Below are 17,009 nucleotides of genomic sequence, written 5' to 3'. Positions count from 1 at the left end.
CCTTTTTTAAATTACTACTATGAAAGTCATATAAAAATAGACTTGTAATGTTGATCTCTTTTCAGCAAATCTATTTAGGTAGATCAAAAAAATTATAGTTTACTCCTCTAAGGTGTGAGCTATTGTATAAGATCGCTACAGAATCGAAGTCCTCTTTATCTATAAAATCTTTTATTGTCCTATCTTTATTATGTCTTGGGTCATAAACTGTAGTCTTATAAAAATGCTGAGCTATATGATAAATTATTGGGTTAGCATATGAATCCTTTATAATTAAAATGTTTTCTCTACCCCTATTTTTATTATTAACAATATTAATTTCCCTTTTATTATTAGTAAATATCTCCCCATAATCTATTATGTTGTTATTTTCATCATCTAAAGCTCTAGCATATAAATCAAAAGGTTTTACTTTTTTATTTCCTTGTCTAACTTCATAATCCAAAAAAATTTCTCGATTAGTTAAAGTACACATATCCTTATTATCATCAGACTTGATAGCCATATACAATTGTCTATTAGTACTACCTAGAAATAATTTATTAGGTGATATACATTCTTTTTTATATGAATTAACATCCACATATTTATCTTTATCCTTTTGTAAACCATTTTTATCTAATACATCCACTATCATTTTATATCCTTCAAATGCCCCATATATATTCCAATGGTGGTCTGTTTGAAAATACATATCTTTTAATTCATCTAACGTGAAATTTTTTTTAAACTTCTCAACCATATCTAATGATGTAACTACATTTTTATCAAGATTAGACATAAAATAATTAACACTTTTTAATTCATTTCCCCTTTCTATATAATCAGGTAACATTTCTCTAAACATACTGGCCTTATGCGGAGCTGAAAAATAATAAAAATCTATGTCCTTTTTCTTTAAATATTTTCCAAATTCATTAACTTTGTTAGTGGATAAGTCTATTTGATTCTTATATGAAGTATGAACAGGTTTATTGAGAATCCAATTATCCTCCGTAATATAGAAACCATTTACATAGGTCTTGTCAACCATCCTTTGGTAATTTAAATAACTCTTTAACCAAACGTCTCTACCGGGGAACTGATCAGTAAAATAATCTTCGAATTCTTTCATAAAAGTACCCTTCCCAAATGAATCATATGAAAGATTTGGCTTTTGAGCCATTTCCCTATTTTCTGTATTAGACTTTGCATTATCTGGTGTTAACATCAGATAAATACCTATTATAAAAATATAAGTAATAAATAAACTAATTAAAATTAATTTTCCGTGCTTATTCATATATTAGCAACTCCAATTAAAATCTAAAATAAATAAAGGGATTGTATGTTGAATTAACTAAGAGAATCATTACGCAAACCATTATTACCATATATATAAACGGTAGAATAAATGAAATTAAATACACTAATACTGTTTTATATTCGCCAGCTAATTCAATATACTTCTTTTTCATCCAAGGAACGATTGGAATGCTAAAAATTAAGCCTAGCGAAAATATAATCCAGTAATCGTTTAAATATATGTACACACTTCCATCAATAAAATTAGTATGGTTTAATCCAAACATTGTTTGTAAATACTTTAAAGAGTAACTAAAATCATCTGCTCTAAAGAAAACCCAACCAATCATGACTACCAAAAGTAAGTATAAATGTTGAAAAGGCTTTTTTAATTTGAATAGAAATTTCTCTAATCCAAAACGCTCAAGGGTAATAAAGATTCCAAAATAAAAGCCCCAAATAATAAATGTCCAACTAGCACCATGCCAAAAACCAGTAACCGTCCAAACAATTAATAGGTTTCTAACTGTCTTATACAACCCTTTTCGATTTCCCCCTAAAGGAATGTATAAGTAGTCTCTAAACCAACTCCCAAGTGATATATGCCATCTCCTCCAAAATTCTGAAACTGATCTCGAAATATACGGATAATTAAAGTTTTCTAAGAAATCAAATCCAAACATTTTGCCAAGACCTATTGCCATATCACTATATCCGGAAAAATCAAAGTAGATCTGTAATGAGTACGCTGCAATTCCTATCCAAGTCGCTGCAACGCTTAGATTGTCTGGTGATGTACTAAATACAGAATCAGCAATTTCGCCAAAAGAATTTGCTAAAATAACTTTCTTAGCAAGTCCTTCTATAAATCTCTTAATGCCCTCAGCAAATTTATCTATATTAGTAAACCTTTTCTTTATTTGTTGTGAAATAGTATTGTACCTAACAATTGGTCCAGCTACTAATTGAGGGAATAAAGAAATATATAAAGATAAGGAAATAAAGTTCTTTTGTACCTCAACATCTCTTCTATAAACATCTATAATATAGCTCATTGCTTGGAATGTAAAAAAAGATATGCCAATTGGCAAGGGAATAGTTTCTATTTCTATAGATAAATTTAATAAATTATTAATGTTATTTACTAAGAAATTAGCATATTTAAAATAGCCTAATATAAGAAGATTTCCCAATATAGCTAATATTAAAAATGCTTTTTATACGTTACATTAGTTTTATATTTATTTATAAGTAAGCCAAAAACATAGTTTAATATAATTGAAAATAACATTAATAGCACATACTCGGGCTCGCCCCATGCATAAAAAATTAAACTCGCCAATAGCAATACCAGATTTTTTAATTCTTTCCTCACAATGAAATAAAATAATAGTACCAATGGTAGAAATACAAACAAAAATACTAAATTACTAAATACCAATTTGTTCACCCACTAAAATGTACTTATAAACAATTATTAAAATCAAGATACCGAAAAATCGGACATATAAGCGCTTAGCTAGAATGATAAGCAAAGATTAATAAATCAAAAAGGATTTACTTGTTAAATAGCTTTGAAATTACTTTTTTAATTCCTTTTAAGTTTTCTTCATCAACCGTAGAAAACGGGCTTGAAAAGATCAATTTATTTGGCATTTCATCAGGTTTTTCAACTACTTCAATCTTTTCTATTTTAACTCTTGCTGCCTTTCCCCAATTCCACTCTTCACACCCACGAAGTGCCAAAATTCTAATCGATAAGTTTTGATGCGACTTATTAGAATCCAAAGGAATAAAAATTTGATTGGTTAAACCCCATTTAGCTATATCTTCCTCTAGTAATAGTTCTTTATTTAAGAAAACTTGATACTTCAATCTACCACTATTTTTGGGTTTATTGTAAGGGCTACAAATCTCCAAATTTAATATGTATTCTTGATTTTCACCTGGAATATTGATAGGGATTTCCGCTGTTGCATAATCTCCTTTTTGAGGAGCTTCCTTTTTAATGTAAAACACGTCACTACTTTTAGATTTATAGTGCTTTATTGGTACATATGAATTGTTTAAAGTATTTCCCGAGTGATAAGTAATTTTAAAATTTTTTATTCCAGAATTCAGCTTCCTAATTTTTGACTGTTGGTGCTTAGTTACCTTAATTAAATCCTGATCTTTATTAATATCCCAAAAAAGTAAAACAGGCCATTCTTTTTCAATAATGTGATAATATATTTGTTTATCTTCTCTCTGTTTTCTTGGCAAGGATAACATATTCTTTAATATATAATGCGAATTAATTAATGTATGGGTATTAAAAGCCAAATCACTTTGTAAAATTAATTGTGAATGCCATGTTCCCATTCTACTTTCCCAATATAATAAATCAAAAGGATCGTAATTGTATTTAACATTTGGGTTATATTCTGTTAGCCACTTAGTAAACGCACTGACTGCTAAGTCGTCATCTAGCAATGAAGGATTTGTACATTTTATTATATCGGAGAGACTTGCAGTTTTACTTTTAAACTGAAATTTTTTCCTGAAATTTGATTTTGTTATTCCTTGTATATTTGATCGAATATGTAAAAAGTTTTGATTGCTAAAATGATCAATATACAATTTAGCCAATAAAGAATTATGGTTTAAAAATGTATTATCCCTCAACACTTCTCTTAGTTTTAAAAACTCACTATTTTGGCTATTGGCGTAGTCAATTGGTAAAAAGCGATGGTTCAGAGGAATGTTTTCAGTTATTTCATTAACAATATCTCTATCTTTATATAACGAATTATTTCCTTTATAGTTCTGATCCCGACTATGAGTATAAAAATATGTAAATACAATAGATGAATTAACGAAATTTTTCATAGTAGCTAAAGTAGTTCTACTATCCAAACCACCAGTAAGAGAAAATAGTAATTTATACTCTTCTTTCAGCAATTTTAACTGCTTTTGTGATTCACTTATTACCATATCTCCAACTTCATCAATACTTTTTTCTGTTAAATCCTCACGTGGAAAGTACCTTTCGAAATTAGTAGAATTGACATTTTTTCTATGATTGGGTAGAAGGAAACGCACGTTCTCATATGGGGTAAAATTTCCAGGTAAATGATATGTGCCAGATTCTTTTAACCAATCCATGTTTATTTGAGAACTATTTTTACTGTTTGTCGCCTCGGCTACAAGCTTTGCATGACTGGCCACTGAAATAATATTTTGGTGATAAAAAACACTTTGCATACCAGTTGCATCATTATATATATAAGTTTCACCATTTACATGAGTAAATATAGCAAATCTTCCAGCCAGTACTTCTAAATAGTCTAAAAACATTTCATAGTTATGCGTTAACTTATTTAATAATATCTGAGAAATACGGTTTAAGCTAGTCGTTTCATTAATTGTATCGATACAATGACCAATAAAGAACACCCAATTATTCTGACTTTCTGCAACAGCATATTTACTGTAAGGGTGAAGATAAATGAAGTATTCACCCTTACGTATCTCGTTCCACTTCAAATCAAGTAAATTATCGTTCTTCTTTGTAGTTAAAAGAAAACCTCTTGCGTAAATATATTTTTCATAATGATAAGACATCATTGGAGGCCACCTTTCAGTTTACAAAAATGCTGTTTAAATTCTTTTTCTTCGTAATTTTTTTATAAAATCCTTCAATTCAGAGTCTACTGATTTTACATCTAAATAATTTTCATATAAAGTATATATTTCCAATAAAATTGACAAAGCTGATTTCTTTTGTTCAATCTCTACTTTTTGCAACTTCTTCAAATACCAGTTTTTAAAATAAAAATTAAATCTCTTATTTATATAAGCCTCCATTAAATTATTTTGTTCTAAGAATTTAACTCGTTCTTTTTCTAACATTAAATATTTTTCAAAAGTCTTACTAGTTATATGGTTAACTGCGGAACCCTGTATACCAGCATAATATATATGAATTAATTCATCAATTACTTTAAATGTGCTCACACTATTTATAATTTCATGAAAAAACAAAGTGTCTTGTCCAACTACTCCGTCCACCATTTTTAAATTATAATTATCAATTATGCTCTTTTTAACCATCAATGCCTGAATACTTTGAGCTTTAAAATAAGTGTTCTCTAAAAAATTTTTAGGGTTAACTCCTGCAAACACTGTTTTACCTTCATAATGATGCACATCTTTATAATAATTAAAATCACGCTCTTTTATATCAACTTTTTTCATATTTCCTATAACAAGATCCACTTCACCTTTTTCAATTTCATTATAGAGTTTAGTAAACCCATCATTTATTCCCTCGTTATCAGGGTCTAAAAAAGTTATATATTGCGTCGTGGCTAGTTGTATACCCTTATTTCTAGGTCTAGATGCGCTCCCACTACCGTTGTCGTTAAATTTAAAAGTTTTCACATTATCGTACATTCTATCCAATCTATTTATAACTGTTAAAGTTTCCTTATCTGTAGAACCATCATCAACAATTAAAATCTCCATTTCATTAAACATACTCGACCTTCTAAGACTCATAAAACATTTACCATATAAGTGTTCCCCATTATTAAAAGTAGGAATAATAACAGTGAATTTTTTACTTGTTTGAGTATTGAACTTTGGTACATTCCCTGTATCATATTCTAATGAATCACAACTGTAGCCATTCTCAAAATTTAGACTTTCTATATTTTCACATATATCTTCTAAACTGTTATTATCTAGCGAGAAAACAGTTCGATATTTACTTTCAAATTTATCTATAAAGTTGTTTTCTACCCCTCCTACCTTAATACCATTATGATAATAACTCGCTTTGGTAACAAAATTTACATCTGTATATTTAAATGCGTTTAACATATCTTGTAAATAATATTCTCCATAAAAGCTTGTCTCATCAAAAAAAGTTACAAAATCAAATTTTTCCTTAACATTTGGTACTTCTGAAGCTTGCAATAATTTTTTGTATGGATATGTTTGCTGATCAAACATATCTTGAACGTGGTGAGATTTTTCCTTAACAATTACAACAATCTTTCTTGGGATAATAAACTCATGCTCATAACCAATCTTATTTAACAAATAACTTATTCTGTGGAAAGTAGTGTGCTCTCTTAAAACCTTCCTTACCCCATGCATTCGAAGTTGATATAATTCTTTTTCATTTAATGTATTTATCATAGCCTTAATCTCAGATGTGTTAAATGCGAAAAATATATTGGGAAATAAATTGTTTATCCCCAGACTAAAATTTGATAATATTGCGTTTCCCATTGCCTGTAATTCAAATACACGATTTGCAAACATAGTAGAACTGTATTTTACAGAGTTTAGATTAATTACCCACCCATATAGTTTAAATAATCCTTGTAACGTTTGATGGTCTATACTTGGAGAAATATATTCTAAGTAAGCAGGAGGATAAAAATGTCTTTCCAAATTTAAATGAAAATTACGGTCAATAATCTTTAGAGGTTTTCCTGATTGTATAACACCATCGAATAAAATCCTAGTATCCTCTTGTCGGTGCGGATACTTTTTGTACCAAGATCCTGCAAAAATAGCTCCATCTAATTGACTAGAACTTTTAATTCCGATGGGATTATTATAAAGCGGGTTTACTCCAAACTCTAATACAAACACATTTTCATTATTACAATCCTTTTTATAATCTTCTACTTTTTCTTCGGCAGTAGTAAAGATATAATCACACCTTTGTGCGATATCAACAAAATAATCATAATTAGTTGGATCTTCTTTGGAATAAAAAACAATTTTCACTCCATCTTTTTTGAAGAAATTTATGACTTTGGAAATTGATTTTCTTATTTTACTAAGGTTTGGGTTACCCAAACCTTTCCAGTCACCTTCAATCCCCTTCCAAGCGCTGGCAATAACTAAGACTTCAATTTTCCCTTGTAATTTCTCATAATTTTCTCTGTTCACGTAATAAAAATTAGCAACATCTTTAAACGAGTTATACAAAAATTCATCTGCAATAATACCAATATTCACATCTATTTTCTTAAAGAATGAAGTTCCATTGCTCCTTGGGAGAGTCTCTATGCTAGACTTAAGATTATCAATATAGTTTAAATCCACAAGTTTATTACGTAGTTCTAAGTATTTCCTTTTGTTGTACTCTGTAGAGCCTTGCGCAGATTCAAAGTTATTTATATCAAACTTAACCTCAATATTGTTAGCTTTCAAATAATTATATTCTTCTCTAATTTCTTCTAATAATTTACTTTTACGTTGACCTATTTTGAAAAGCAATTTATTTATTTGATCAACACTACCCATGTTAATTTCTCCTTTTTTTGTTCCGAAACTGCCAGTACTTAGTTGTTAACTTACCTAACTTAGAATTCTTTAAATTATGATATCTATCTAAAAGAGTCTCATAATCATATAATACCTTTTTATGCTTTTGTAAAATTGATTCATTTTCACTGTAAGCTTCATATAATTCTTTTTGTATTTTTAATTTTTCTTCTTTTTCTTTATGGTATTTTTGAATCTCGATTTTGCTGCTATCAGCGCTTTCCTCTTTACTATCTTTTAACAACTTTGAAAGATATGCATTTCTTTTTTTTAATTCTTTGTTTTTACGAATGTAGTCTTCTTCTAGATTATAGACAGCTTTTTCAAATTCTCTCCACAACTGTTTATCATACTTTTGCAATATTTTGTTCTCAGACCCATCAGGATTATGTCTATAAACAACTCCAATCCACTTGCCAAAGAATTTGACCTCTTCAATATATAAACTTTCACTTTGCAATTCCAGAAAATCATTAAGATAAAATGTTCTTTTATGATCTATAAAGTCGTTAATACCGAAAGGAGTTGTTATAATAATATATCCATTTTCCTTTACCAACGAAGAAGCTTTCGAAAAAAAATTATTAATATCTGTAATATGTTCAAGTACCTCTCCAAGTATCACACTATCATATTTCTCTTTGAAGTTATATATAAAGAAGTTTGCTTTCTCAAAATGAACAAAGTTTTGAGTGTCTTTTTCTTCTTTAAGCAAATTATTCTTTGCATCTTCAATAGCTGAGGTCGATGAATCAATTGCAAACACCTTTTTTCCTTCTCGTGCTAAAAGAATCCCAGTAATCCCCTGAGAGCACCCAATATCTAATACATTTACGCCTCTAACCCTCTGTGTTATCCAATGTATACGCTCTCTTACTTTTTTCCCGAATTCCTCGCCTTTTTCAGAGTAATAGGCATCGTATATCCTATCTTTTATTTTTTCCATTATCACGTTCGCCCCTTCTAGTATCCCAAACTGAGTAATAATCCTAAAATGAGTAATGGGCATATAAGAAAAATGTTAAATGCTAACTCTCTAATATTGCCCCCTTTTTCTATTTTACTTTGATATACTTTAGAGCTCGTAAATTGCTCTTTTAACATTTTTTGTTTGTGTTGCTTCTTTTGTGATTGGGAAAGATTATTAAACCATTTTGTAAAATTCACATATTCCTTCACTACAGCTTGTGTAGAACCAAATGCCTTCATTTCTCCGTAATGCATCCAAATCACTCGATCACAAAAAGTTTTCATTTGCCCCGCTGAATGACTAATAAAAAAGATTGTTTTTCCTTCCTTTTTAAATTCGTTCATTTTATTTAAACATTTTTTGGTAAAAGTAGAATCCCCAACTGAAAGGGCTTCATCAATTATTAAAATATCTGGATCTGTATGGACTGCAATTGCAAAACCTAATCTAGACCTCATCCCACTAGAATAATTTTTTACCGGTTGGTAAATATAGTCGCCTATATCAGCAAATTCAATAATATCTGATTTCACTGCCTTAATCTGAGCTTTTGTTAGTCCATGCATCATACATTTCAAGTCAATATTCTCAGTTCCAGATAAGTTTTTATTCAAACCTGCTGATATAGCTATTAAAGAAGTCTCACCGTTAATTTCAAGCTGGCCACTAGTTGGTTCTATCACTTGTGCAAGAATATTCGATAAAGTAGATTTGCCAGAACCATTTAATCCAACAATTCCTATTGTTTCTCCTTCAAACACTTCAAACGAAACATCTCTTACGGCTAAAAACTCTTTTGTTTCTTTTTTTGAATGCAAAGAAAATAGACTCAATAATTTATCTGATCTTTTTGCATACATATTAAAAGATTTATAAATATTCTTTAGTTTTACTTTAGTTTTCATAACAAATCCTCATTTTTATAAATAATCTACGAAGCTTTTTTTGAATTTCAAATGGCTTTTCGAACCAAAATATAGCAATAAAAATGTTAAAAACCAAAAATACAGTGTGTAAGTTATATCGTCAAAAAACCATCCACTTCCAAGTATAGAACTTCTAATACCATCAATAATATAATAAAACGGATTTAATTTAAGGATGTTACTTAAGAAATCAGGGAGCCCTTTACTTTCTGGGTTCCATAAAATAGGAGACAAATAAAGTAGCATCCTCATCATCGATTGTAGTAACTGCTGATAATCCCTTACTAAGGTAGAAATGGTCGAACTAAGAATTGTAAACGAAAATAGGAACAAATATAAACATATAATATAATATGGTAATTGGATTAAATGAACTGAGAAATCAACGCCATACACTATTAACAAGAAGAACATTATAAAAAGAAGAATAAAAAACTGAAAGCTATTGCCGACAATTTTTATTGTTGGCAATAAGCTTACAGGAAAATTCATTTTTGAAACTAAACTCACTTTTTGGTGCACACTATTTGAACCTTGAATCACAGTTGGAGCAATAAAAAACCATGGTATTAAACCCATTAATAGCCATAATATAAAAGGAACATCTGCATCAATAGTTCGGTTACTTCTTAACCCGATCCCAAAAACAATCCAATAAATCGCCACTTGTAAAGCAGGGCTAATAAATTGCCATAAGGATCCTAAATAGTGCCCTTGATACATTCCTTTTGTCTCAAAAGTGGCCATTCTAATAATTAAACTTCTATACTCAATTTGCTCCTGCAATACTTGCTTTATTTCTTTAAACATATAAAATTGCTTCCTTTACCAAGTATTTAAAGATACTTATATAAGTTACCATAGTTGATATAACGAATTTGATCAGAATGTGATTTAACAATATTCTTTGTATCAAACACTTGCGCCACATTCATCTTTTCAAAGATTGGACTGTTCAGTTCTTTAAATTCATTATGGTCGCTTAAGATGAGTACTAAATCAGAATCTGTCAATGCTTTTTCCAAGTCTCTCTCCACGAAGCTTAATTTTACATGTGGATCATAAGCTACTACTTCAAATTCCGAACGGGAATTTAACGCTGCGTATATATCCATCGCTGGGCTTTCTCTTATATCATCAACATTTCCTTTATATGTTAAACCAAACACAGTTATTTTTTTACCATTATACTTGGCTAGTAGCTTTTCAGTAGCGTCCATAACAAATTGTGGCATCGATTTATTAATCTGACGAGATAAGCTAATTAATTTTGCCTCATTTGGTGCTTTAGCAATGATGAAATAAGGATCTACCGCTAAGCAATGCCCACCAACTCCAGGCCCTGGAGTGTGTAAATTAACACGTGGATGTTTATTGGCCATTTCAATAACCTCTAGAGCATTAATGTCTAATTCGTTACAAACCTTAGCCAATTCATTCGCTAAAGCAATATTAACATCACGGAATGTGTTTTCCATTAGTTTGGACATTTCTGCGGTTTTTGCATTTGTCTTAATTATCTCACCTTTAACAAAGGTTTCATAGACTTCTGCACCTTTTTCCGTACACTCAGGAGTAATTCCACCTACAATACGATTATTGTAAATTAGTTCATTTAAAATTTGGCCAGGGAGTACACGCTCTGGACAATGAACTAAATAAATATCCTTTCCAATAACAAAGCCTGCTTCCTCTAATTTAGGCTTTACATAGTCATCCATTGTTCTTGGAGCAATAGTTGATTCGACAATTACTACATTTCCTTTTTTCAAAAAAGGAATGATGTTTTCTGTTGCTTGCATTACATAGCTAAGATCAGCGGATTTAAATTGATCATCATTATTCGGTGTCGGAACAGCAATAATGAAAACGTCAGCAGGCTGTGGCTCTAAAGACGCTTTAAACTTTCCAGATGCGATCGAATTGTCCAGTGCTTCCTGTAAGCCTGGTTCTTCAATATGGATTTTCCCATTGTTTAACATTTCTACAGCTTCACGCTTTACATCCACACCTAATACTTCCACATCATGGTTTGCAAACATAATTGATGTCGGTAATCCAATATATCCAAGTCCTATAGTACATAATTTCAACGTAATACCCTTCTTTCTGTATTGGTAAGTTTATTTATATTTATTGTAAACCTCGAGTAAATACTGCTGCTCTATTTCCCAATTATACTTTTTTCGTGCATTTTTGCAATTAGCACTGAAAAAGTCACGCTTGTCTGGGTTTTCTAATAAATAATTAACACCTTTGGCAATTTCTTCAGGGTTATGCGGATCGATGGTTACACCTACTTCACTTTCTTCCACCGCTCGTTTAATTTCTGGAAAATCACAAGCAATAACAGGAACTTCATTCATCATATACTCAAATAATTTATTTGATGAGGCTGACCAATGATTAAAGTTAATGTTATTTAACACTTGAAAACCTAAATATGCATTTTTCGTATACTTAGGTAATTCACGTACAGGAACTTTTGGAATAAAACGAATACCCTCCTCTAATCCTCTTTCCTTAACCACGTTTACAAGCATATCTTTGATCTTGCCGTCTCCTATAAACACGAGTGTACCTTCCTTAAAAAGTGGATAAGCATCTATTAATTTTTCAAGTCCCCTACCAGCCTGAATACCTCCCTGGTATAATAAAATCTTCTCATCTGATGGCAACTGTAACATCTCGTGCAAATTGATTTTCTCATCTACTTGCTGTATCTCCAAGGAAGGATAGTTGTGCAATACATGCGGATAAAACCCATACAAATCTTTATTATATTTTGCCCTTGTATCATTTTCCACAATCATACTATCGATTTTCTTAATAAAAAACAATTCAAAACGCTTATACCAAGGACTATCGTAGCCTGTTCTGCTTGTTTGCACTTCATGGGAATCATAAATTAATGGCTTCTTATTTATCCTCCATTTTGCACTAACATAGGCTTGAGGCATAGTATTTAAATCATTTGCATGATAAATGTCATAATTACCACGATGCCCCTTTAACATCATTCTTAAGATTAAAGCTGCTCTAATCCATACAACCCGAATTTTGGTCTTTAATAATAAACCTACAAGAATTGTTATTGGAACGACAATCCATGGCAATAAATAAACGAAAAATCCCCATATAATTAGTAAAGGAATCAACGGCCATTTTTTCCCTACTGCAAAGCGATAAAATTTCTGTAAAAAAAGCAATGTTGATGGATAGCGTTTCATTCGATACACTCGAAAATGCTTATTTACTTCTTCATATCTTTTCACATTAGGATCATTAGGGTCGTCAATACAAATAAGCTCTACATCATATCCATTTTTTGAAAGGCTGGTGCATTCTCTTAATACCCTTGCATCATTTGTGAAATGATTCCAAACAAACATACCTACGCGCTTCATGTAATTCCCTCTTATCTGTCAAAAATATCCATTAATTTCTCAATATTATCTTCCCAAAGAAAGTTTTTCATAACAGTATGTGTACAATTTTCACCTAGGTGCCTCAATTCTTCCGGCTTTTCTTTCAACTCAAGAATCTTATTAATCATCCCACTAATATTATTCTGATCGAATACAAAGCCAGTTTTATTTGTCTCAATTATCTTTGCCGCCGTTCCTTTAACTCCTGCTATTACTGGTGTTTGGCAAGTCATATAATCAATCACCTTGCCAGGCAATACGGTTTCAAATACTTGATTATCGTTTAAAAAAGCAATGGAAAGGTTGGATTGTTTAATTAATTCCAGACTCTTCTTTCGAGTAGTTGGATGATGCATATAAACATTGGATAGACCATTTTTTTCAATATGCTCCTTAAATCCTTTTGTTTTTATCCCATAACCTAGCACATCAAAGCGAATATTATGTTTTTGAAATAAAGAAGCTAATTTCTTTAAATGTCCCACATCCTGTGCAAGACCTAAATTACCTGTATAAACCACCCGAAATTCGTGTTGCTGCTCTTTCTCAGAGACTATTTCATACTTTCTTGGACCATTTGGTAAATAGATAATCTGCTTAGACTTATCTTTTAGTTTTGATTTTATATGTTGCTCAAACCCCAAACTATTTATGATAATAGTATCAGCCTTTTTATACATGCTTTTCTCCAGGAAACGAAAGCACTCAATCACTAGCGGATGATCAAACGTTTTTACCCCGATCAAGCTATCCGGCCATAAATCTCTTACTTCCAGTACTACTCTTGCCTTCATAAAAAATGCTCCTACAAAAGCAGCGAATACAATAAAAATAGGAGGGGTAGACACATATATGTAATCATACTTTTCTTTCCTAAGTTTCCATAACTTCAATAAGAAGCGCCACATAATTTCTATATAGAAAAACAACCTGTTTAATATATGATTAGAAAAATGATTGTTTTTAATGGGGACTCTTACTATTTTTTTTTCATCTTCTATAATATTTTTATCATCCCAAAATTGCTTATCCTTATATAGGTTTTTATTCGGATAAGCTGGCTCTGTAGTTAATACATGAGTTTCAATGCCTTTATCATTCAAAAGCTGAAAAATATTCTTCATGCGGTTACCCGCACTACCTATTACGGGATAAAAATTTTGTGTTATAACTAATACTTTTCTTGTCATTTTAACGCTCCTAGTTGAAAATGAACACCTAGTATATTCTATCACAATTTTACATTTTACGATAAGATAAAATAATTTTAATACATATGTTGCTAATTTACGGGCAGTATGGTTGTAGATATGTGTATGTTTTTATATGACGATGTTAGTCAAAATAGGTGATTTTCATCTAACTTTTGAACAATATGTGTAGTGTAAAATTCCTTCCTGCATAAGTTTTCATGCAGTTACACTTTTAGTGTTCTAAAAAAACAGCAATTTGATTCGCTTTTATTTGAATAAAGACAGAAATACATAATGAGAATAACCCTTGTAAACACAAGGGCCCCATGTAAATAAACTACTACTATATTTATCCATGAACTGTTTCCAACTCTTTAGTCATATCTTGTTGATTGTTAATTGTTATAAACTTTTCAAGGTCATCTGTTGTAACGAGCACAGACGGAAATTGCTGAAAATAATTCATTTGTTCAATTGTATTTACAGTCCAGACAACAAGCTGAACACCAATTGCCTCGCACTTTTTAATATAAGACTCTTTTACACCATTATAATTAACAGCAACGTAATTTGCATGAAGCTTTTCAATAAGCCGAAAATGAGGTCGTTTAAATTTATTTACTAACAGTCCTATTTCTATTGTTTTGGAAAGTTTTCGAAGTCGTTTTAATGATTGCTGGTTAAAAGATATAATATAAACTTGGTTTAGCATGTTTGTTCTTTTAATTACAGATAGAACACGCTCTTCAAAGTCATGATACAATTTTGGATTCTTTAATTCAATAGAAACAGTAACACGATCTTTGGCAAATAATAATACTTCTTCTAACGTAGGAATGACCTCCACGTTTTTGACCTTAAACGTACGTAGTTCTTCCAGTGTATAAGACCTGATTTCCCCTTTACCATCCGTCATACGATCAATAGTATGGTCATGCATAACTACTGGTATACCATCTTTACTTAAATGTACATCTAGTTCAATATGTGTAAAGTTTAATTGGACTGCAGCCTGAAAAGAAGCCATTGTATTCTCTGGATATTTTACAGGGTAGCCTCTATGACCAATGCCTCGTATACGCATGAACATTCCCCTTTTGAAATAAAATCTATTTATGGTTTATCTATCATTATAAATTGCGTTTATTAATTTAGTATAACGGCAACGTTAAGTTAATGTAAATTAGACACGATGAAGTTTTAGATGGAGGCATTTTTCAGTAGTAGGATAATAGGTAGATGTTTTTATCATTAGTGACATGAAAACGAGAAAGAATCTCTAAAGTTTATTCTTATGTACGTTTTTTACAAAGCTTCTAAACAAATTTTTGGGTTAAGACGAACCTCATCCTTTTAAAAAGCTGCTAGAAATATTTCTAGCAGCTTCTAAGATCACGATTGGTTTTTCGCTTCAATTTTTTTCGATCCCAAGATTAAGTAATTTAACTCTTCTTTCGGAATCTTATTAAATTCTTCGCGTTTAACAAAATAAAAGCCAATCCCCAACACAATCCAGACTACCAAGGCAATTTGTGATTGAAGACCTAGAAAAGCTGGTGAACCAGGAATTAACAGTAATGCTAAGAAAATTAGACTAGCAAACATTCCGACCCCTGAAATAATTTTTTTAAATGGCGATACGATATGCTTTTTCTGATCAAATGAAGCTGTTTTCTTTGTTTTAAACAACGTAAACGCTGTATAACATGTATAAAAATAAGCAATGGTAACTCCAACAGAAGACATGTCTACTACCCATAATAATGCTTCTCTGCCGAACCATGGTGCAAACGCAGATATAACGACTGTAAAAATAATCCCAATATAAGGGGTTTTATATTTCGGATGAAGTTTTGAAAATGATGCTGGTAATATCTTTGCTCGTGACATCGCAAATAATAAGCGACTGGAAGAAATAATAAAACCGTTTAACCCTGTAAATACACCCATGGTCAATGCAGTTACTAAAAGTACTAAACCGATTGTACCGAGTAATTCTTGTATTGCAGCACCTGTTCCCCATCCGTTGCTTTCAGCTACTAAACCTTCCCACGGCTGTGTCATAGCAGTAGCTAAAATCATGAGGCTGTATAAAATTGCCGCAAAAAAAATGGCTAGAATAATTAAGGAAAATGCTTTTTTGGAAGAGAAATGAAATTCTTCAGCTGCTTGTGGTACATTATCAAAACCGACATAAGCCCAAGGGGCAATTGCTACAATCGAGATAATCGCTGCCCAAGCAGTCGTGTCGGATGGAAAGTATGGTTGTACATTTGCAAGGCCAGACCCTGGTTGATTTCCGACCATCCATGTAATGATTAATATACTTCCAATCATGACACTACAAAAAATAAATTGCATACGTCCAGATATTCCTGTTCCTCGAATATTAAAATAACCAAACGCTCCTAAAGCGATGGATGCGATAATTACTTCCATTCCGTATACATCCCAGCCAGCAATTTGATAAAGCGGGAAGTTTTCCATTAGTGTAGGAAAAACAAATTTAAGCATTAAAGCAAAAGCAGATGCATTTAACGCGACAATACAGATATATCCTAATGTTAAAAACCAACCACTAATAAATGCATGCTTGCGCCCCAAGCTAATAAATGCATATGCAAATTCTCCACCTGTTACTGGAAAACTTTTAATTAAAAACCCGTAGCTCACAGCAATTAACATCATTAATAATGCACCAATTGCTAAGCCAATAATAACTCCCATAGGTCCTGCTGTTGCCATCCATGTTGTAGGTTGAACAAAAGCCCCCCAACCAATTGATGAGCCTAAAGCAATTGCCCAAACCCAATGCGCCTTTAAAGATTTTTTTAGTGTCGTTCTTTCCTCCATGAAACCGGATCTCCCTTTTCAAATCAGT

At 31.2% G+C, this 17,009-nt stretch carries 12 protein-coding genes; all 12 read right to left on the bottom strand.

Going from position 1 to position 17,009, the window contains the following annotated elements; genetic code table 11:
• Positions 1 to 70 precede the first annotated feature (70 nt).
• A complete protein-coding gene (locus D1839_RS04875; RefSeq protein ID WP_120378919.1) occupies positions 71 to 1,282 on the bottom strand; it encodes an alginate O-acetyltransferase AlgX-related protein in 1,212 nt (403 codons plus the stop codon).
• Between the two features lie 16 nt (positions 1,283 to 1,298).
• Positions 1,299 to 2,477: an MBOAT family O-acyltransferase gene (locus tag D1839_RS04870; RefSeq protein ID WP_330585422.1), complete on the bottom strand. Its 1,179-nt coding sequence runs from the start codon at positions 2,475 to 2,477 to the stop codon at positions 1,299 to 1,301.
• Positions 2,478 to 2,841: 364 nt separating this feature from the next.
• Positions 2,842 to 4,890, bottom strand: coding sequence for a hypothetical protein (locus D1839_RS04865; RefSeq protein WP_120631199.1), 2,049 nt, complete (start codon positions 4,888 to 4,890; stop codon positions 2,842 to 2,844).
• Between the two features lie 33 nt (positions 4,891 to 4,923).
• A complete protein-coding gene (locus D1839_RS04860) occupies positions 4,924 to 7,590 on the bottom strand; it encodes a glycosyltransferase (RefSeq protein ID WP_120378917.1) in 2,667 nt (888 codons plus the stop codon).
• 1 nt (position 7,591) lies between these two features.
• Positions 7,592 to 8,557 carry a class I SAM-dependent methyltransferase gene (locus D1839_RS04855; RefSeq protein WP_158589607.1) on the bottom strand — a complete coding sequence of 322 codons (966 nt, stop codon included), beginning with the start codon at positions 8,555 to 8,557 and terminating at the stop codon, positions 7,592 to 7,594.
• A 17-nt stretch (positions 8,558 to 8,574) separates the two neighbouring features.
• On the bottom strand, positions 8,575 to 9,486 hold the full coding sequence (locus D1839_RS04850) for an ABC transporter ATP-binding protein (RefSeq protein WP_120378915.1): 912 nt from the start codon (positions 9,484 to 9,486) through the stop codon (positions 8,575 to 8,577).
• A 15-nt stretch (positions 9,487 to 9,501) separates the two neighbouring features.
• Positions 9,502 to 10,317, bottom strand: a complete 816-nt coding sequence (locus D1839_RS04845) for an ABC transporter permease (RefSeq protein ID WP_120378914.1) — start codon at positions 10,315 to 10,317, stop codon at positions 9,502 to 9,504.
• 26 nt (positions 10,318 to 10,343) lie between these two features.
• Positions 10,344 to 11,600: a nucleotide sugar dehydrogenase gene (locus D1839_RS04840; protein ID WP_120378913.1), complete on the bottom strand. Its 1,257-nt coding sequence runs from the start codon at positions 11,598 to 11,600 to the stop codon at positions 10,344 to 10,346.
• A gap of 30 nt (positions 11,601 to 11,630) precedes the next feature.
• Positions 11,631 to 12,914: a glycosyltransferase gene (locus D1839_RS04835; protein WP_120378912.1), complete on the bottom strand. Its 1,284-nt coding sequence runs from the start codon at positions 12,912 to 12,914 to the stop codon at positions 11,631 to 11,633.
• An 11-nt stretch (positions 12,915 to 12,925) separates the two neighbouring features.
• Entirely contained in the window at positions 12,926 to 14,125 is a 1,200-nt protein-coding gene (locus tag D1839_RS04830) for a glycosyltransferase family 4 protein (RefSeq protein ID WP_120378911.1), read from the bottom strand.
• A gap of 352 nt (positions 14,126 to 14,477) precedes the next feature.
• Complete coding sequence (locus D1839_RS04825; RefSeq protein ID WP_120378910.1) at positions 14,478 to 15,212, bottom strand: glycerophosphodiester phosphodiesterase; 735 nt, start codon at positions 15,210 to 15,212, stop codon at positions 14,478 to 14,480.
• 308 nt (positions 15,213 to 15,520) lie between these two features.
• The gene (locus D1839_RS04820; RefSeq protein ID WP_120378909.1) at positions 15,521 to 16,981 is read right to left on the bottom strand and encodes an APC family permease; all 1,461 of its coding nucleotides are present in this window, start codon (positions 16,979 to 16,981) and stop codon (positions 15,521 to 15,523) included.
• Between the last annotated feature and the right edge of the window lie 28 nt (positions 16,982 to 17,009).

Origin of the sequence: Roseburia sp. 1XD42-34 (assembly GCF_009917385.1) — a bacterium.
In the GTDB taxonomy this organism is placed as follows: domain Bacteria; phylum Bacillota; class Bacilli; order Bacillales; family Amphibacillaceae; genus Virgibacillus.
This window is presented reverse-complemented; position numbering and strand designations above follow the sequence as displayed.